Source organism: Thalassoglobus neptunius (assembly GCF_007859735.1).
GTDB lineage: Bacteria > Planctomycetota > Planctomycetia > Planctomycetales > Planctomycetaceae > Thalassoglobus > Thalassoglobus neptunius.
The window spans coordinates 526,989-545,671 of record NZ_SIHI01000001.1; the positions used below are offsets into that span (position 1 = coordinate 526,989).

General features: G+C 52.6%; 13 protein-coding genes. 7 read left to right on the forward strand and 6 right to left on the reverse strand.

Translation table 11 applies throughout. From position 1 onward, the window contains the following. Positions 1-21: 21 nt before the first annotated feature. Both KOR42_RS02040 and KOR42_RS02045 read left to right on the forward strand, forming a co-directional pair. Positions 22-1,176 carry an NHL repeat-containing protein gene (locus tag KOR42_RS02040; RefSeq protein WP_146506953.1) on the forward strand — a complete coding sequence of 385 codons (1,155 nt, stop codon included), beginning with the start codon at positions 22-24 and terminating at the stop codon, positions 1,174-1,176. A gap of 149 nt (positions 1,177-1,325) precedes the next feature. Continuing rightward, positions 1,326-1,739 carry a bifunctional nuclease family protein gene (locus tag KOR42_RS02045; RefSeq protein ID WP_146506954.1) on the forward strand — a complete coding sequence of 138 codons (414 nt, stop codon included), beginning with the start codon at positions 1,326-1,328 and terminating at the stop codon, positions 1,737-1,739. 180 nt (positions 1,740-1,919) lie between these two features. Here KOR42_RS02045 and KOR42_RS02050 read toward each other — a convergent pair whose 3' ends face one another. Then, positions 1,920-3,152 (reverse strand): serine/threonine protein kinase, encoded by a 1,233-nt coding sequence (locus KOR42_RS02050; protein ID WP_146506955.1) that lies wholly within the window; start codon positions 3,150-3,152, stop codon positions 1,920-1,922. Positions 3,153-3,511: 359 nt separating this feature from the next. On the opposite strand from KOR42_RS02050, the gene KOR42_RS02055 reads away from it, so the two are divergent. Further along, the gene (locus KOR42_RS02055) at positions 3,512-4,471 is read left to right on the forward strand and encodes an AAA family ATPase (RefSeq protein ID WP_146506956.1); all 960 of its coding nucleotides are present in this window, start codon (positions 3,512-3,514) and stop codon (positions 4,469-4,471) included. 552 nt (positions 4,472-5,023) lie between these two features. After that, entirely contained in the window at positions 5,024-6,031 is a 1,008-nt protein-coding gene (locus KOR42_RS02060) for a GGDEF domain-containing protein (RefSeq protein ID WP_146506957.1), read from the forward strand. 85 nt (positions 6,032-6,116) lie between these two features. Here KOR42_RS02060 and KOR42_RS02065 read toward each other — a convergent pair whose 3' ends face one another. From KOR42_RS02065 to KOR42_RS02075, 3 genes are all read right to left on the reverse strand, one after another. After that, positions 6,117-7,328 carry an alpha/beta hydrolase gene (locus KOR42_RS02065; protein WP_146506958.1) on the reverse strand — a complete coding sequence of 404 codons (1,212 nt, stop codon included), beginning with the start codon at positions 7,326-7,328 and terminating at the stop codon, positions 6,117-6,119. Positions 7,329-7,461: 133 nt separating this feature from the next. Then, a complete protein-coding gene (locus KOR42_RS02070) occupies positions 7,462-8,508 on the reverse strand; it encodes a DUF1559 family PulG-like putative transporter (protein ID WP_146506959.1) in 1,047 nt (348 codons plus the stop codon). Between the two features lie 120 nt (positions 8,509-8,628). Next, a complete protein-coding gene (locus KOR42_RS02075) occupies positions 8,629-9,666 on the reverse strand; it encodes a DUF1559 domain-containing protein (protein ID WP_197440782.1) in 1,038 nt (345 codons plus the stop codon). A 196-nt stretch (positions 9,667-9,862) separates the two neighbouring features. Between KOR42_RS02075 and KOR42_RS02080 the strand changes: the two genes are divergently transcribed. Further along, complete coding sequence (locus KOR42_RS02080; protein WP_146506961.1) at positions 9,863-13,051, forward strand: PVC-type heme-binding CxxCH protein; 3,189 nt, start codon at positions 9,863-9,865, stop codon at positions 13,049-13,051. 166 nt (positions 13,052-13,217) lie between these two features. Here KOR42_RS02080 and KOR42_RS02085 read toward each other — a convergent pair whose 3' ends face one another. Beyond that, entirely contained in the window at positions 13,218-14,021 is an 804-nt protein-coding gene (locus KOR42_RS02085) for a polyphosphate kinase 2 family protein (protein ID WP_146506962.1), read from the reverse strand. Positions 14,022-14,346: 325 nt separating this feature from the next. Here KOR42_RS02085 and KOR42_RS02090 point away from each other — a divergent pair, with 325 nt between their 5' ends. Further along, positions 14,347-14,760, forward strand: coding sequence for an FHA domain-containing protein (locus KOR42_RS02090; RefSeq protein WP_231740593.1), 414 nt, complete (start codon positions 14,347-14,349; stop codon positions 14,758-14,760). A 328-nt stretch (positions 14,761-15,088) separates the two neighbouring features. Further along, positions 15,089-15,673: a hypothetical protein gene (locus tag KOR42_RS02095; protein WP_146506964.1), complete on the forward strand. Its 585-nt coding sequence runs from the start codon at positions 15,089-15,091 to the stop codon at positions 15,671-15,673. A 223-nt stretch (positions 15,674-15,896) separates the two neighbouring features. Here KOR42_RS02095 and KOR42_RS02100 read toward each other — a convergent pair whose 3' ends face one another. Further along, on the reverse strand, positions 15,897-18,596 hold the full coding sequence (locus KOR42_RS02100; protein ID WP_146506965.1) for an MGH1-like glycoside hydrolase domain-containing protein: 2,700 nt from the start codon (positions 18,594-18,596) through the stop codon (positions 15,897-15,899). Positions 18,597-18,683: the final 87 nt, after the last annotated feature.

Sequence of the window (18,683 nt, forward strand, 5' to 3'; positions counted from 1 at the left end):
GTCTCCGGTATGGAGTTCGCCATGACTTCTGTTAGTCGCAGAGATTTTCTCATTACAGCCGGGGCAGTCTCTCTGTTCGGCGGGCATGCTCCAGCGGTCCATGGCACTGACGACAAATCCGGATTGAAAACGCCAACGGTCGGCGAAGGGGAGTTTGTCTTCGAGTGCAAACATGACTGGGGTGAAGTTCCCAATCATATCACGTGGCGCAACACTCATGGGGTCGCGCTTGATCGTTCCGGCTTCGTCTACGTGATTCATCAAGGGGATGCGGATCGTCCCTGTAATACGGTTGTTGTGTTCGACTCCGAAGGGCGATACGTCCGTTCCTTTGGACGCGAGTTTGCGGGAGGGGGCCACGGGATATCGATTCGCGCGGAAGGGGGAGAAGAGTTTCTTTACCTGTGCGACATTCTTCATCGACAAGTTGTGAAATGTGATCTGTTTGGGGAGTGGGTCTGGAAGCTGCGATATCCTCGAGAGTCGAAGCTGTACCAGAATCTGGAGTCCTTCTGTCCGACAAATGTCGCGTTTGGTCACAATGAGGAATGGTATCTCGGAGACGGTTACGGCTCGGACTTCGTGCATCGACTCGATGGCGACGGTCGATGGTTGTCAGCGATTGGTGGACATGGATCGCAACCGGGGCAGTTTCACATTCCGCATGGTCAGATCTTTGTTCCGGATCGAGGAGAGCAGGGGCTCTTGATCGTGGCTGACCGAGGGAATTCACGACTCCAGTATTTCACGCCTGATGGAACTCAGAAGAAGATTCTCCAAGGCCGTTCCGATCAACTCACAGAATCGGGTGACACGACAGGAGAAACGAAGTCAGAGCAAGAGTTAGAAAGTACAACGGATGGGCTGAGCGTCTCTTCGTGTCCGGGATTGAGTTCTCCGTCGAACATGGATGTCTGGGAAGATTTGATGATCGTTGCCGACCTTCATTGTCGATTGATTGTTCTCGATTCCAATGATGATTTTCTGGTGCAGATCGGGGGAGAACCGGAATGGACACAGACGGTGTTGGGCCGTCCGGAAATTCGGGAAAACCGCGACGCATGGGAGCCGGGGAAGTTTGTCCATCCTCATGATGCCGCTTTCGACGTTGATGGAAACTGCTATGTTGTCGAATGGGTCGAGCCGGGGCGTGTCTCGAAATTGAGTTGGGCCTGAGTCTCACTTTTTGAAAACTTCGTCACGATGGTTTGATGAGGCTTTTTGCAGTCTTTGCTTGTGCGAGCCGGTCCCAAGCAACTCGAAAAATGTTGAAGTTGGGCGTATACTCACGTTTGCAATACGATTGATCCAGGGGAGATGCTTACGTGCTCATTCAAATGGAACTCGCAAGAATCATCATCAGTGAGCTGACTGATCAGCAGATGGTGTATCTGCGAGAAGTGGACTCCGAGAACAGTGAGCATCGATATTTTCCGATCGTCATTGGAATCTTCGAGGCGACCAGCATTGATCGCAGTGTCCAGGGGCACGTTCCGCAACGACCGTTAACTCACGATCTGTTGAAAAGCGTCATCGAAGAAATGGGCGGAGAGCTCGAAGATATTGTCATCACGAATCTTGTGGAGCACACATATTACGCTGTGCTCAGAATTCGTCATCAGGGGGAAATCGTCGAGATCGACAGCCGTCCCAGCGATGCAATCGCCTTGGCTGCACACTACGATCCGCCAAAGCCAATCTTCGTCGACGAAGCAGTTCTCGATGCTGCGATCGGATAACGCTTGAGGCTTTCAACTGGTTCGTTGATTTCGCAGCACTGAAGCACTGCGATGATTTTTCTGTCCTCGCTGCGAAATTGTTTCGAGCGAGGAATGCGGAGTTCGTTCGTCGGAACTCCCTTTCAGCCGTCATTTTGAAAGCACTTCAGAAAGCTGGTAGTCATTTCGAGAGTTGGTCAACTACGACTCGAAATCTTCCAGTGGGCGATCTCCGGTCACCTTCTTCTTGCCAGGTGTTTCCGTTTCCTGAGGGGAATTGACCTCTGTCGTGCGATGGCTTTGACCTGAGCGTGCACGTGATTCAGAGATGTACTTCCGCCGAAGTTCACGACGTTGCTGCAGGACCTGATTGAATTCGAAGGTCCAGTTCCGTCGCTTGCGATACGGTTCCAGAAGTGAAATGACTTCGGTCATCGTTGCTGGGCGGTCTTCGGGGTCGATCGCCATCATGCGCTCGACGAGATCGGAGAGATCTTTGGAGATCTTCGGGTTGTACTTCTCGATTCGCGGACGAGGTTGATTCCGGTGGGCTTTGACCGTGTCGACGCGGCTGAGTCCAGGAAATGGACGTTTGGCGGTCAGTGCGGTGTATAAAGTGCATCCCAGAGAATACATGTCCGCCCGTGGATCGACTTTCAGTGAATCCAACGACTGTTCGGGTGGGATAAAGTCCGCGGTGCCGAGGCAGTCATGGCCGAAGATCATCGCGAGTGAGAATTCTTCGTCGAAGGCGGCTTCGTCGGCGAGTGTCAAGCCGAAGTCCAACAGCTTGGCGTTTCCGTTGACTTCAATCAGAATGTTGTCGGGTTTGACGTCGCGGTGAACCATGCCTTGGTCGTGCAAGTACTGGAGACCTTCCGCCGCCTGACAGATGACATCGCACGCAGCGTCATGTTTGAGCGGTCCGGAACTAAAGCTGATTCCTTCGAGGAGGGTCACTCCCTGAACCAGTTCCATGACCATGTACTCTGTTTCGCCATACAGAGCTTCGAGTGTTCCCAGTTGAAACGTTTTGACCAGTTTCGGGTGGTCGAGCTTCATCCCGGCTCGTGCTTCGAGTTGGAATCGTGTTCGGATTCCGATGTCATGCTTGGTCAGTTCACCGAGCAGTTTGACAGCCACGAACTGGCCCGTCTGCTGATGCCGGGCAATGTAGACAGTTCCCATCCCCCCGTAGCCGAGAATGTCGACGAGGGAGTAATTGTCGACGGTCAGGTGGCGACCCCGACCATTGAGAATCTCTTCCGCCTGATATCTTGAGATCAGTTTTGATTTCACCGCAGCCATCGCAATATCGACGGAGTTGGTCTCCGAGTCGATGTCGAGAGAATCTGCGAACTGCTGGATTCGAGCGGGAGAGAGAATCCGGCTTTTGAGGAGTTGATTCAGAAATGGGTGTTGTGCGACCGTCATGCTTGATTTTCAATTCCTGAACAAGCAGTGCGAGTGTGCAAAGGAGTCTCTAAAAATGATCCTGAAACCTGAGAATCGAGTCGTTTCTCGAAACACTCATTCAATGAGATCAGGTTTCAGGTTGAGTTTCAGAGCAAATGGCGCTCCCAGAATTGGGTTGACCAATCAAAATTGTAGCATGTTTGACGCCACATGAAAAAGAATTCCGCAAACAAAACTTGAGTCAAATCGCAGAATCGAGAGGAGTTGGAAGATCCTGAAAGATCGTCTTTTGGATGGGAGCAGGAGAGAAAGTTGACTGACGATCTATTAGATTATCGCTTCATGCGTGCTCAAAGCTTTGAAAATCAGGTCCTGACATGTCGGAATATGTAGAAATTGACGGAATTCGGCTCCATTTGGGGCATCCTGACCAATCCTCTGGGGAGTGGATCGGGCAATCCGAAATCCTGAAGCAGATTTTGGCGTGTTGGCTGGTTGTCGACGAAGCCGATTTGCCGCTGACTCCTCGGCTTGTCGGGACACCGGGAATCGGGAAGACAACTCTGGCCATTGCGGGTGCTCACGCCCGAAAGCAGGAGTTGTACATTTACCAATGTACGGCAGATACGCGGCCCGAGGATTTGCTCGTCACTCCTGTCCTCGCGGAAAACGGCAAAATTCAGTATCAGGCGTCGCCGCTGGTGACCGCCATGATTCGTGGCGGAGTCTGTGTGCTCGATGAAGGGAATCGAATGAACGAGAAGTCCTGGGCTTCTCTCGCTCCACTTCTCGATCATCGACGGTACGTCGAATCGATTGTGGCTGGAATCACGATTCCCGCGCACAAAGACTTTCGATGTGCAGTCACAATGAATGACGACGATTCCACGTTTGAGATCCCCGATTACATTCTCAGCCGACTTCAGCCGACGCTGGCTCTCGGATACCCCTCACGGGAAGACGAACTGGCGATTCTCAAATACCATCTCCCGTTCTCCAATGAAGAGATGCTGAATCTGACAGCTGAGTTCCTTCAGCAGTCGCACGAACTCAAACTCGATTTCTCAACACGCGACGGAATCAATGTCCTGCGGTTCGCTTTGAAGCGACTCGCTGCCGAGGCTGATCATCCTCTTTCCAAAGATGCGGTTTGGCGAGATTCTCTCGAAAAGTGTCTGGGGGAAGACGCGACCGATCTTCAATCGTTGGCAGACAAGAAACGACAGTCGCTCGGAGGGAATGTGCTTCCAATGGGGTTGGGAGACTTTTTCTTCGATCCGGATCATCCTCTTCATCCCGACAATGACTTCGATGATGACGACGACGATGATGAGTAAACCGATTCGCGGATGCTTTGAGTTTGTTTGAAATCACATCTTCCGTGGAAAGCTGCATTTGCTTGAGCAGTTCGAAGCAGTGCTTTCCCTCATGGTTGTGGATTGAAACGTCTGTTGTAAAAAATTGGTTGGTCGATTTTTTGCAACAGGCAGCTGAGCTTCTTCGGTGATTCTGTTCCCGGTTGTTGCTTCTTTCGCGACATTTTCCTCGCCGTTCCTGCGTGCCGCTTTTCGGCAACATTGCAATGCAGGATTCAAGCAGATGTTGTGCGAAATCACCATTTTTAGATTTTTCCGACGAATTCGCTCCGTCGAAAAAATTCGTAACGCCTGCCGAGTGTTAAAGACTTACGTTTCAGCATTCGAAAACGTGAAGCATCGTGAAGAGACCACAGATTCAGTTTCTGGATCAGTTCCTTCAAATGAGACCGTGTTCAACCGTAAATGACAGCTAGAGTCAGGGACAGCTTTTTACGGTACGAGGCTTCAGGTTTTCGGACGTCACTCAATGACGAGCGAAAAGTAGCCTTTTGAATCTTGTAGGTCAGATCGATGTTGGAACGTCAAGCACAACTGATTCTAAAGCCAGGGATCCTGGAAAGCGGACGGAGATTTCGGCACACTCAAATTGTTGCTGATGTCCTTGCTCAGATCGATCTGGACAGCCACCGATTCTTGCTGATCGAAGACGATGAGGGTGAGTTACTCGGGATCGTTGAAGTCGAAGAACTGCATCAACGAGTGGCATCGCCGAACTTCATCGAACGTCGTCGCTGGTGCGACATGGCTCTCGGTTCTGCAATCGGAGCCAGGCTCGACTGCTATCAGAAAAATCAGTCCGAAGACTGGAAGAAGCTGGGAGCCGACAGCGAGTTAAAAATCGACGGTTACACCGTGTCGACTGCCAACGATGATATGGCAGCACTCATGATTGAAGACGAACTCTACTTGCGGTGGAGTTCGATCAAGAGAATTCTGGACGATGCGTTGGTCGATCCCGTCACGCGATTGCCGAATCGACTGGTTTTCGAACGTCGCATTGAAGAGGAATGGCAGCGACTGACTCGAAATTCGACCTCACTGTGTGTGGTTCTGATCGATCTCGACTTCTTCAAGCAGATCAATGACGAATTCGGGCATTCCGTCGGAGATCAGGTGCTTCTCGAAGTCGGCAATGTGATTCGCAGCCAACTGCGGTCGTATGATCTCCTTGTTCGTTATGGAGGAGACGAGTTCGCTGCGGTCCTTTCCGGATGCACAGCTTCTCAACTCAACATTCCGATTCGGAGAATTCAGGAAGGTGTTCGAAAGATCGCCCTTCAATCTCTCCCGGAACTCCCGACTCTGTCGTTATCCATTGGCGCAGCCATGATTCGGTCTCAACTCGATTCCCCGACGACCGAAGACCTCGTGAATCAGGCAGATAACTGTCTCTATGCCGCCAAACAGAATGGCCGAGACTGTGCATACGTGCTCGACATGACCCGCAATGGGGCTGTTCCGACAGAGGTGTTCGGCTCCAACGTCATGGGATTGGACGATTCGCAACCACTCCTTTAACGAACTCGGAGTGATTGCAGCGAGCGTCCTTGTCAATCAAGTGCTTGAGATGTTTTCCCGACACAGGCAGAACGTCGAGGGTGGTCTACTGCTGATCGAATTGAAACTCGAAAGAAGCAGTCGCGCCTTCCGGGATGACGACGTTGACGTCATCTTGTTTGGCTCCCGGCGAGACAGTCGTTGCGTCTTCAATGCTTGGTTGACGTGCGAAGGTACCCATGTCGACAACGGATACGCTGTAGCTACCCGGAACTGGACCATCGACTTCTGAGATCGCGAACTTGCCACCGCTTACAAGAGTTGCTGCCGACGGGGACGCTTCTCGATCGACCGATTGAAAGGCGATCATTCCCCATCGCAACGGTTCGCCACCCACTTCAACAGCTCCGCTGACAGAGACCCGTTTGTCAGCTGTCAGAAAGTTGTTGGCTCGCATCCAGTCGAGCAGTCGTTGTGGCCACGAAGAGAGAACAGGATCGTTGGGAGCCAGCCCGACTCCGTGTCGTCCTTTCTGGTAGATGTGTAACTCAGCCGCCACTCCATGTTCCATCAACGCAGAGTAGTAGAGCAGGGCGTTCTGAACCGGGACGACAGGATCTTCCGCCGTATGAAACACGAATGTCGGCGGTGTTTCTGCGGTGACTTGAAGATGGTTCGACAGATTTTCAATCAGTTCCGGATCAGGGTTTTCTCCGAGCAGATTCTTGCGAGATCCTCGATGAGCGGGAGCATCTTTCATGGAAATGACCGGATAACAGAGCACCGAAAAATCGGGACGTGAACTCTGTTTCGCAACGTCGTCGTCGCTGTTCGCATCTCCCGAGTCGAAGTGTGTCGACACTGTTGAAGCGAGATGTCCACCGGCCGAGAAACCCATCACCCCCACGCGATTCGGATCAATCTTCAGTTGCTCTGCGTGAGCACGTGCATAACGAATCGCTCGCTGCGCATCCTGCAGCGGCGCGGGATGCTGATAGCGGCTTCCATGTCGATAGGTCACCACCAGCCCGGTCACACCTTGTCGATTCCACCACTTTGCGATTTGATGCCCCTCATGATCCATTGCCAGCCCGCCGTACCCTCCACCGGGGAGAATCACAACCGCCGTCCCCGTGTTCGTCCCCTCAGGTTCATAGATTCGCACCAGTGGGATGTCGAGTTCCCCGTCGCCTTTGGCTCCCGGCGCACCATCGGGCCACAGCGGAATCGGCTCCGGCCCAGCCGCATTCAGGCAATCGCTGACAGCTGCGATAGTCATCAGAAACGAGAGAGAGAAGAACAGTCGTCGAGCAAGCATCGGGATTCCTCATCAGGGGTAGTCGAGGCATCGATGTTAGTGAAAATCGAGCCCGATCTGAAATGAACGCGAATCGCAGCTCAGCTAATAGACGGAAACGTTCAACCAAATTTTGGAGAACTTCGTGGTCCGTTTAAAACTCTCCCGGATCATCATCACCGGAGCGAGTCAGCATCGCCTTTAAGACAGCCGGTTCGGTCCTCTCGCTGAGACTTCGAACAGCTCCGTCTGCGAATAGGACGTTGGCGACTTCTCGGTGATAGCTGGAGATGACTCCCGACGATGAGTTTGGCTCCGGTCCGGGCAGATTGATTCCAAGCGTCTCGTTTGTCAGCTCAAGATCGCGCGGCTCACACCACGGGATCTCCGTTCCGCAAGCTTCGACGACGAGCAACGTGTTGGACGACCCATCAGAAAAATCTGAGAGTTGAGACGCTCCCGAATCCGGCCACGCAGTCTCCTCTCCTGTGACTGCGAAATAATCAGTCCGCGGATAAACGTCCCCCTGCGAGGCTGTCGGAACGGAAGGGCATTCGTAGAAAAACAGCTTCGTTTTTGCCACTGTGATGTTCGACCCTTGGTTCCATTCTTCACCGAAGTTGTCGTTGTCAAAGAGTTCGCTTTCATCAAAAAATGGAAGGGTTGCTACTCGCCAGCTGTACGCAGGGTTTCCGGCTCGATGAAGCGGAAACATCGAGTACACGTCATGATAATTGTGAAGTGCCAGACCGATCTGTTTCAAATGGCCTTTGCATTGTGTGCGCCTTGCTTCTTCCCGAGCCGTCGGGATGAAGTACGGTGGAAGTAAGCACATAAACACAAAAAGAGGTGCAATTACAACAATTCCGAGACTGAGCCAGACCTGGATATCACTATCTTTCTGAGTCAGCAAATACCAACTTCGAATCGTTGCGACTGCAGCTGCTACCCAAATCACCAAGAAAAAAATGGCAGGTGCCGGTCGGTGAGTCTCCCATGGCTCGCTTCCCAAAGGACCCAAAAACAGAGAAGTCGTCATTGCTGCAACGACTGCAATCTTGCCTGCGTCATACGGAAGAGGTATTCGCTTCTTGCTCGCATGCCGCGACATCAGCCACAATCCGGCAACTAGCAGTGCACAGTGCCAAAGCATTGGCCACCAGCCTTGCATGTACCACGTTTGAGGCGGGAATTCGTACATGATCGCTCAGTTTTTGTTCACGACAATCGATCGTAGTTGGTCATTCTCAGTGTTCTCTAAGTGCTGACATTCCGACCTGTTGACTTGTTCTTGCGAGTGCGTCCAAAGGGGCCACTTTGACTAAAACTCTCCTGAATCATCTTTGCTGGAACGGGTCAGCATCGCCTTCAAGACGGCCGGTTCGGTCTCCTCGCTGAGAAACCGAGTTGCTCCATCTGCGAACAGGACGTTCGCACCGATTCGGTGATAGCTGGAGATGATTCCCGGTGACGAGTGTGGCTCCAGTCCGGGCAGGTTGATTCCAAGCGTCTCGTCTGTCAGCTCAAGATCGCGCGGTTCACACCACGGAATCTCTTGCTTCCCGCAAGCTTCAACGACCAGCAACGTGTTGGACGACCCATCAGAAAAATCTGAGAGTCGGTTCACTCCCGAATCCGGCCATGCAGTTTCCTCTCCGGTGACTGCGAAATAATCCGTCCGCGGGTAAGAGATTCTCGGAGAGTCCCTCGGAACGGAAGGACACATTAAATATCCCAATTCTGTTTCAGCGATCCTGCGGTTCGTTCCCTTATTCCAGTGCTCCTCGAAATTGTACTGCGAATAAAGTGGACTCGAATCGAAATAAGGAAGGGTCGCGACCCGCCAACTGTACGGGGGCGATCCTGATTTATGGGGGGGAAACGTCCTGTAAGTATCATGGTAATTGTGAAGTGCCCGGCCGATCTGTTTCAGGTAATACTTGCACTGTGTACGCCTTGCAGCTTCTCTGGGGTATGAGACAGGGAAGAGGGTGATCAACATCAAACTGAAAATCAACGAAGCCAAACCAATACTCCACCTCATGGCCGCCTCGCCCTGATTCTTAACTGTCAACCTCCCATTGGAAATGATGCAACTCAAGGCCACGAGCCAGGTGATGATGAAGACCAGAGGATGAGCGCCACGAAACGGTTCCCAGGGAGCTGCAGTCGGGAGCGTTAAGAGAAAACTCGTACCGAGAGCAATGAGCAAGATCAGCGAAGGGTCAGTGATCTGCAGCTTGTGTTTCTTCCTGACGAACTGCAACATCAGCCCCAGCCCAACGACCAGCACTCCACAATGCCAAAGCGTTGGCCACCAGCCTTGCATGTACCACGTCTGCGGCGGGAATTCGTACACGAAAGCTTCTCCCTGTTCAGCACAATTCATCGCGGCCCGAGATCATCAGCGATTGCACCCCGTAGATTCTACGAACTTCTCGCTGTGATTGATTGAAACTTTCTGATTGGTTCACGACAGTATCTCTGAGAATCAGACCAGATTTGATTCGACCTCCAAGACATTCCCACCTGTTTTTTCAATCCGGGACGACATCATGCGTCACCTTGTTGCAGCTTGTGCGCTGCTTGTTTCCCTTTCAGCATCTTCGTTCGCTCAGCGACTCGAAATTCCTCGCCGGCACGAAAAACCACCCGGGCCAGCTCTCTCACCGGAGGAAGCTGTCGAAAAGATGGTCGTTCCGGAAGGCTTTTCCGTTCAGGTTGTGGCTCACGAACCGGATGTCGTGAACCCGGTCGGAATGTGCATCGACGAGAAAGGGCGATTCTGGATCACTGAAAGTTTTGAATACCCGCGTCGGGAACCGGGGCCGGGGCGTGACCGAATCAAAGTTCTCGAAGATACCGACGGAGACGGGCGCGTCGATAAGACCACCGTCTTTGCCGAAGGCTTGAATATTCCCTCGGGAATCGCTGTTGGCTATGGCGGAGTCTGGGTTGCGAACGCTCCCGATCTGCTCTTTATGCAGGATACCGACGGAGACCTGAAGGCAGACAAAATCGAAACCGTGGTCACCGGGTTCGGACGAACCGACACTCACGAACTGCCGAACTCGTTGACGTGGGGACCCGATGGCTGGCTTTACGGTCTCAACGGAGTCTTCAATTACTGCGATGTGAAGTACACCGAAGAGAACCCGAACTTCGACCCCAATCATCCGGGCTGGAAGTTCACGTGTGCGATGTTCCGTGTGCATCCACGAACACGCGAGTTTCAGATCTTCTCAGAAGGAACGAGCAACCCGTGGGGAATTGCCATCAACGGAGAAGGGGATTTCTTCATCTCCGCGTGTGTGATCGACCACCTCTGGCACATTGTTGAGGATGCTTACTACATCCGTCAGGGGGGACCTTACCCACCACACACCTGGCCGCATCGTTCAATTGTCGACCACAAACATCAAAAGGCTGCCTACTGCGGAATTACGTGGTTCGAATCGCCGGCGTATCCCGCTGAATATCAGAACGTTCTGTACATGGGGAACATTCACGGCGCCTGCATCAATGCGGACATCGCTGATCCCAACGGAGCGTCCTTCAAAGGTCGGCCACATCCCGGTTTTCCAGCTCCTGAAGGGGCTTTCGAGCACGACACTGTCCGCAAGATTGGAGAGGGCGAAGATGCCCGCCTCGCTGATTTCCTGAGTGCCAACGATGCCTGGTTCATGCCTGTCGTTCAGAAAGTCGGACCGGATGGGTGTCTCTATATTCTGGACTGGTACGACAGATATCACTGCTACCAGGACGCCAATGCCGATCCGGAAGGTGTCGATCGCGGCAAGGGGCGGCTGTATCGCGTTGTTTATCAGGGGCACACAAACACAAAAGCGGCGGATCTGGGAGCCAAGAGCGACGACGAACTCGTGACACTGCTCGACGACGCCAACGTCTACAACCGAGAGACCGCTCAACGACTTCTTTCAGAACGCATTGCGGGTGATTCCGAAGCGTATGCCAAACTCGAATCGCAGTCGCTCGATACTCAACGTGAAACGGATTCACGATTGCGATCGATGTGGACGCTGTCGGGAACATCGGCGGGGATCTCGGAAGAAACCCTCGAACAACTCGTGGCTGATTCCGATCCGCTCATTCGATCCTGGGGAATTCGTCTCGCACGAAACCTCGAACCGGAAGCTCCCGGACTTGGAGAGATTGTTGTCAGCGAATTCCTGAATCGTGAAGGAGAAGATCCCTACAAAGGTGATCGTTTCGAAAAGCTCGATCCGAAAGTCCTTCTGCAACTCGCGGTTTTGATCCCCAAGTACGAGGGAACCGATTTTCTCGTCCCTCTGAAGTTTCGACAGACTGTTGAGTTGATGCATGTTCAGAAGGCAGCTGCCAACGATCCATTGATCACTCACGTCGTCTGGCAGAATCTTCTCGAGATGTCCAACACAGAAGGCGGCATGACAGATGTCCTGAACGGATTTCTGACGGTGCAATCTCAAGAAGATCGTCAGCCACCTGTCTGGATGGGACGACTGGTCAACGTGGCGATGTCACGATACGCACTCAGTGGAGAACAGGCAGCTGCGATGATCACCGTCGCCAGCCGCAATCCAAGAGTGGCCCATGATGTGATCGGGGCTGTGACTCGCGGCATCCAGCAGTATCCTCCGAAGGAAGAGTTTCTGACGGAACTTCGAGAGGCTGCGGAACCGCTCATTCGCAAGGCGCTGATCTCCGGACGGGAGAATGAGCTTTTCGAAGACTATCTATTCCTCGGGGCTGCCTTGGGAATGAACGAAGCTCAAGTCGCGATGCGGCAAGAGTTTCATAACTCCCGCGATGAACAGTTTCGTCTGAGAGTCGTGCAGACACTCATCGCTGCCGAGGACCAACAGGTTCTGGCACTCGTCCGCGATTCACTCACCTCGAAAACGGCGAGCAATTCGTTCCGGTCCGGTTTGATCTCTTCACTCGGCGATATCAACGATCCGGAAATCGCAGAGATGCTGATCGAAATCTACGACGACCTGCAGCCAAACGTTCAACCCAGAGTCATCGAAGTGTTGACGCAGCGTTCTTCATGGTCGCTGGCACTTCTGGAACAGATTGAAGCGGAACAACTGGCGAAGGAACTCCTCAACCTCAATCAGCTGAAGCGTGTGGCTTCTTTCAAGGATCCGAAACTGAAAGAGACCATTGCTCGGGTTTACGGACAGATTCGGGAAGACCGACGTTCTGACCGGCAGCACGTGATCAACTTCCATCGCGACTTCCTCAACGGAACGCCGGGCGATCCGCATCACGGATTCGCGGTCTTCAAGAAAGTGTGTGCACAGTGCCATAAGATTTATGGTGAAGGTGCCGATGTTGGTCCCGATATCACTCGGAACGGACGCAACAACTGGAATCAGCTTCTGCAGAACGTCTTCGATCCAAGTGCTGTCATTGGTCCAGGTTATCAAGCCCGATTGCTGGCGACGGAAGACGGACGTGTGTTAACTGGGCTGCCGATCGAAGAAAGCGACACGCGCGTCGTCCTGAAAATTCAGGGAGGCAAAATCGAAAGCATTCCTCGGGAAGAGATTGAAGCTTACAAAGTCAGCGAAGTTTCGATGATGCCCGAAGACCTGGAGAAACAACTCACTCCGCAGGAACTCGCGGATCTGTTTGCCTTCCTCGCTCTCGACAAACCGCCGACCGACCCGGAAGCCAAGATCCTCAGCGGGGCACCGAAGCAGAAAATTCGAGACCAGAAATCCGAAGGTTCGGAGTAACAGCTGGGCTGTCGTTTCGACCTGAATTCTGACGGAAAAAGATCCTCGACACCATGTGAATGGTCTCGAGGATCTTTCATTTCAGGTGTGTCGCCACTCGCACGGGCAAATCAGCACTCATTAAAAGAAGCGAGTTCAACCGTGTGCAGGGAAGAATGAAAACGGTCTAGTCGATGACGACTTTGTCCAGCCCGCTTTCCGGTTCCGGAAACTGGGGGTCCATGTCCTCGAGTGTCTTGCAAATGATCTTCGAAATGGCCCAGTTGCGGTACCAGTTCTGATTGGATGGGATGACGAACCACGGAGCATGTTTTGTTGAGCACTTCGAGAGAACGTCTTCGTAGGCGTGCCGGTACTCATCCCAGTCACCACGTTTCACAATGTCTTGTTTGGAGAACTTCCAGTTCTTCTCGGGAATATCGATTCGTTCCTGAAACCGTTCTTTCTGCTCATCTTTGGTGATGTGCAGGTAGAACTTGAGAATCCTCGTTCCGGTGTCCGCGAGAAACTTTTCGAACTGATTGATCTGCTCAAAACGTGGTTCCCAGACTTTCTTGGGAAGCAATTCCTCTACACGGACGACAAGCACGTCTTCGTACTGTGAACGATTGAAGACGTGGATCATCCCTTTAGGCGGGACAGCCCAATGGATTCGCCACAGGAAGTCGTGCGCCAGCTCTCGATGAGAAGGCTGCTTGAAAGAGACAACTCGGACGCCCTGCGGATTGACGCCTTCAAAGACAGCCCGGGTTGTTCCGTCTTTGCCACCAGCATCCATCGCCTGAAAGACGACGAGCAGTTTCTGCTGATCTTCGGCGTAAAGCCGCACCTGCAGGTCTGCAATCTTCTTTCGATATTTTTTGAACTCCTCCTCCGCAGCATCGCGATCATCGTGCAGCTTCTTTCCGTCCGCCTCGATCTCCTTGAGGTGAACATGTGTTCCAGGGTCAACTCGATGCAGCGTCGACATAGGGCTGGTTTTCTGTTCTCAGGGAAAGGAGTTGTTCTGTCGATTGAACCAATTCATCGTCTCAGTCGCAATCCTCGCTGTATCGATCACGCAGGAATGACGGTGTTCGGCTCATGAAAACGACCTTAGAGTCGGTCAATTTCACCCAGACCGCGCGAGTTCGACAAAATACGATCCAGAATCCGATCCGGAAGAATTCATACAACTGCCCTACCGATAAGGATTTCTAGAACTTACGGAGTTGACATTGCTCCCCTGCGTCACAGAATGTCATGATAGCGGGTTCCGTTTTCCCATCGTTTTGGCCCGATCAATGATTGCGCAGTTGATACCGATTGACGGCTCACCACCGATTACCCTCAATCGGAGTCTGACCATTGTTGGGCGAAAAGCTGATCTTTGTGACCTCATCCTTGAGAACGCAAGCGTCTCAAAGTTGCATTGTGCTGTCGCAAAAACAGACGGCTTACTCTTTATCCGCGACCTGGGCAGCACAAACGGAACGAAAGTTAACGGTCAGAAAGTCACTCGCGGAGCACTCTTGCCCGGGGACGAACTCTCTTTTGCGAACGTTCGATTTCGCGTGCACTTAGGTCCAAGCCCGGAATCTGGTTCCCAAAACACCGGTGAGATTCTCGAATCGCTTGAGATCCCACCCAGCGATGATGACGGCAGTGGAGAGCTGGTCGGGGTCGATAGTGAAACCGGTCTCCCATTTCTTTCAGATGATCTCGAATAATTCGAGAAGCGGCTTTTCGCTTTCTCATCTACTCTGTGAATGACGTTTCGGGCTGTAAATACGCTTGCGAAACGCAGTTCCGGCGATCGGCTCGCTTTGAAAATACTTCTCTCCCAGCCTGCCTCCTTTACCACCTCTACAATCTGATTCCTCGTCTGATTCCGCAAAACCCGAATATTTTCACAAGTTTGCGCGATTGTCGGAACGATATAGGTGATGACGGGCATGACGTTGTTCGTCCCTGACAGTTGTAGTTGGACTGACTTCCTGTGAGATCAGACTCATCATTTCACTCACAGACGTCTTCGCAGCACCTGGAGACAATCAGATGAAGTTGTTGAAGAAACGAACCAAGCAGTTGTGGCTGTTGGCTGCACTCGCAATGGTCACGTTACCCACAAGCGGATGTAACCTTCTCGGTTGGACTTGGCAAACCGCATGGACTGGGGCATTGTTCTTCGGAACGACCCCATTGATCCCTGTCACGCCGTATTTCAGCCAGGAAATTGAAGACACTTATTGGGAAGAAGAGCGTTACAAAAAGGTACCGATTCTCGATCCCGTAGAAGGTGAAAACGCTCCGCTGTTCTGTCTCGACCCACCTCAGCCCGATGAAGTGATGCGAGCACTCCCAGACGACACCGCAGGCGGATTCCCGTTTCTTGCTGAGACCTCACGTAACAATGTACGAATTGTTGTCGAACCGATGGTCGACAGAATTGATGAATGTCGATTCTTCCCACAGGTTGGACCTGCACGACTCCACCACTGCCATTACAAGTGCACCGTTTACTTCGATGAATTCAAGCGATCCAGCTGGCCTGTCCCGTTCACTGCGAAAGATCAGGTTGAAGAAGTGGTCTATATCGACCATGACCACCTGATTCGGTGTGCAGGACCTGTCGTCGACTAATCGGGAACGGAGTCTCGGAATGCCGAGATCTCCAGGTGCTCGAAAGCCCGGCCGCCAACTCGGCCGGGCTTTCGCATGCGCATATTCAGAGTCGTTCTCAGCGACGCCGATTTCTTCACCTGTTGCCGTCCACTTCAGAAGGGCATCGCGATCAGGCCGGTCATCTCAGATTCAATAGGGCCAGCGGGGAATCAATGGCTTCTGCCGAGTGGAGTCGTCTGAACTATTCCGATTTCCGGCGTGCAAGATGTTCCAGAATTGGAGCAATCAAGGCTGTCCAGCCTGTCTGGTGATTCGCTCCCAGCCCACGGCCGGTGTCTCCGTGAAAGTATTCGTAGAAGAGAATCAGATCTTTCCAGTTCTCATCGTTGAGCAATCGCTCATTTCGGGAGTAACTTGGTCGGAAGCCTTCTTCGTCTTCGACAAACAAACGGACCAGTCGCCGCCGAAGTTCATCAGCGACTTCCTGCATCGTCATCATGACTCCTGATCCGGTCGGGCATTCCACTCGAAGAGTCTCTCCGTAGAACTGATGATACCGCTCCAGCGACTCAATCAGAAGAAAGTTCATTGGGAACCAGATGGGGCCGCGCCAGTTTGAGTTTCCGCCGAACATGTAGCTGTCGGACTCACCGGGGATGTAAGTGACGCATGTCTCCTGATTGCCGACGTTAAAGCAGAACGGGTTCTGTTCGTGGTATTTGGAGAGTGATCGGATTCCGAATTTCGACAGGAACTCGTTCTCGTCGAGAAGGTACTTGAGAATCCGTTCGAGCCGTTCTCGTGTTGGAATCGCAAGAAGCCAGAGACCGTTCGTTCCGTCTTTGTCTGCGGTTCCATGTTCAAGGAACGTCATGAACTCGTTCAAGTCGCGTCGATGTTTCAGCATCCAGTTCATTCGTTTCTGAAACTCGGGAAGCTGATTGATGATGCGCTCGAACAGAATGTCGACCGTGAAGAGCGGGATGATTCCGACGATCGACCGGATCTTCAATGGGATGCTTTGACCGCCGGTGTAGAGGTGGTCGTAATAGAATCCATCTTCCTCATCCCACAGACCGCTTCCATCGAGTTGATTCATCGACTCAGCGATCGAAATGTAGTGCGAGAAGAATTTGTACGCGATCTGCGAGTACGAAGGATTTCCGTCGGCCAGCTCGAACGCGATGGACATCATGCTCGCGCAGTAGAAAGCCATCCAGCCTGTCGCATCGGCCTGTTCGAGATGTCCTCCTGTGGGGAGTGGTTTGGATCGATCGAACACTCCAATGTTATCGAGCCCGAGAAAGCCACCGGTGAAGATGTGACGCCCTCGAATATCTTTTCGATTCACCCACCAGGTGAAATTCAGCAACAGCTTTTGAAAGACCTTCGAGAGGAATTCGCGATCGCGATGCCCCGGCGGACCGGATCGCTGATAGACCCGCCAGCAAGCCCACGCATGAACCGGGGGATTGACGTCACTGAAGTTCCATTCGTAAGCGGGGATTTGCCCGTTGGGATGCATGTACCATTCACGAAGGAACATCGACAGCTGGTCCTTCGCGTAGTCGATATCGAGATTCGCAAACGGAAGCATATGAAACGCCGAATCCCATGCCGCATACCAGGGGTATTCCCACTTGTCGGGCATCGAGATGACGTCGCGATTGAACAGGTGCTGCCAGTCTGCGTTCCGAACGAGGTTTGTCGAATGGTCGTGGATCGGTCGCTGCGGACCATCTTCCAACCAGTCCTTGACGGAATAGCAGTAGAACTGTTTCGTCCAGAGAAGACCCGCGTTGGCCTGTCGTAAGACGCGGCGTTCGTCTTCACTCAGTCCCGCGCCGACTTTCAGACGGTTGAATGCGTCGGCTTCTTCGATACGCCGATCGAAGACTCTGTCGAAGTACTCGCTGAAGGGCATTTGCGGTACTTCTTTGACAGGCACAAGCCTGAGGCGGATCTGCATTTGTCCCCCGGGCGGGACTTCCATTTTGTAATAGGCAGCTGCTTTTGTTCCGTACTGATGCGGATTGACCGCATTCGTTTCGCCATTGACGACATACAGATGAAACGCATCTTTACAGCCTCCGCGAATGACTTCGACAGCTTGTTCGCGTGAGGGATTGGTTTCATTCTCCGTGAAGAGCCACTGCGGTTTTGATCCATCAGGAGCAACGTCGGCGAAGATCTGAAACTCTCCGAGCGTTCGGTGCTCTGCGCGGATTGAGTCTTTGGAGACCGCTGAAAGTTTCGGTTTCGGAAGATCTGCTTCGTAGACGTTGGGGGTGATCCAGGTGTTCCGAAAGCAGAATTGCGGAAGAAGGTGAAGCTCAGCCGCTTCGTCCCCACGATTGACGGCGGTCACCCGAATGCAGGTATCTTCCGGAGAGGCTTTGGCGTATTCGACAAAGACATCGAAGTAACGACTCTCGTCGAAGATTCCCGTGTCCGTTAGTTCATATTCGAGTTGCTGGCGATCGCGATTCCGATTTTCTTCGACAAGCTGCGTGTAGGGAAACTCAGTCTGCGGATATTTGTACAGCCCCTTGCAATACGAGTGAGTCGGAGTGGCGTCGAGGTAATAGTAGCACTCCTTGACGTCTTCCCCGTGATTCCCTTCCGGTCCACTCAATCCGAAGAGCCGCTCTTTCAGAATGGGGTCTTTTCCGTTCCACATCGCGAGCGAAAAACTGAGACGGCCTTTTCGATCGCTCCAGCCGAGAATTCCATCGTCACCCCAACGATAGGCTTTCCAGATTGCGTCGTCGTGGGTGAAAAAATTCCAGGGTTCGCCGTGACTAGAATAGTCTTCCCGTACGGTCCCCCATTGACGTTCAGCGAGGTATGTTCCCCATCGCTTCCAGTTTCCGTCGACGTCTCCGCGAGACTCCTGAGCAAGTCTTTTGACTTCCGCACCGGTAATCGAAAAATCGGCCATCTTGTCCCTTCGTCTCAAATTTCCGCTCAATACGTTTGACCGGCTCCATTGAGAACTGTATTTGAACAACTTCCCAGTCAAGAAAGA

Bases quoted from the DNA above. Each gene is read 5' to 3' on its own strand.
- KOR42_RS02050 (WP_146506955.1), bottom strand. From the start codon at position 3,152: ATGACGGTCGCACAACACCCATTTCTGAATCAACTCCTCAAAAGCCGG.
- KOR42_RS02040 (WP_146506953.1), top strand. From the start codon at position 22: ATGACTTCTGTTAGTCGCAGAGATTTTCTCATTACAGCCGGGGCAGTC.
- KOR42_RS02065 (WP_146506958.1), bottom strand. From the start codon at position 7,328: ATGCTTGCTCGACGACTGTTCTTCTCTCTCTCGTTTCTGATGACTATC.
- KOR42_RS02100 (WP_146506965.1), bottom strand. From the start codon at position 18,596: ATGGCCGATTTTTCGATTACCGGTGCGGAAGTCAAAAGACTTGCTCAG.
- KOR42_RS02080 (WP_146506961.1), top strand. From the start codon at position 9,863: ATGCGTCACCTTGTTGCAGCTTGTGCGCTGCTTGTTTCCCTTTCAGCA.
- KOR42_RS02070 (WP_146506959.1), bottom strand. From the start codon at position 8,508: ATGTACGAATTCCCGCCTCAAACGTGGTACATGCAAGGCTGGTGGCCA.
- KOR42_RS02085 (WP_146506962.1), bottom strand. From the start codon at position 14,021: ATGTCGACGCTGCATCGAGTTGACCCTGGAACACATGTTCACCTCAAG.
- KOR42_RS02055 (WP_146506956.1), top strand. From the start codon at position 3,512: ATGTCGGAATATGTAGAAATTGACGGAATTCGGCTCCATTTGGGGCAT.
- KOR42_RS02095 (WP_146506964.1), top strand. From the start codon at position 15,089: ATGAAGTTGTTGAAGAAACGAACCAAGCAGTTGTGGCTGTTGGCTGCA.
- KOR42_RS02060 (WP_146506957.1), top strand. From the start codon at position 5,024: ATGTTGGAACGTCAAGCACAACTGATTCTAAAGCCAGGGATCCTGGAA.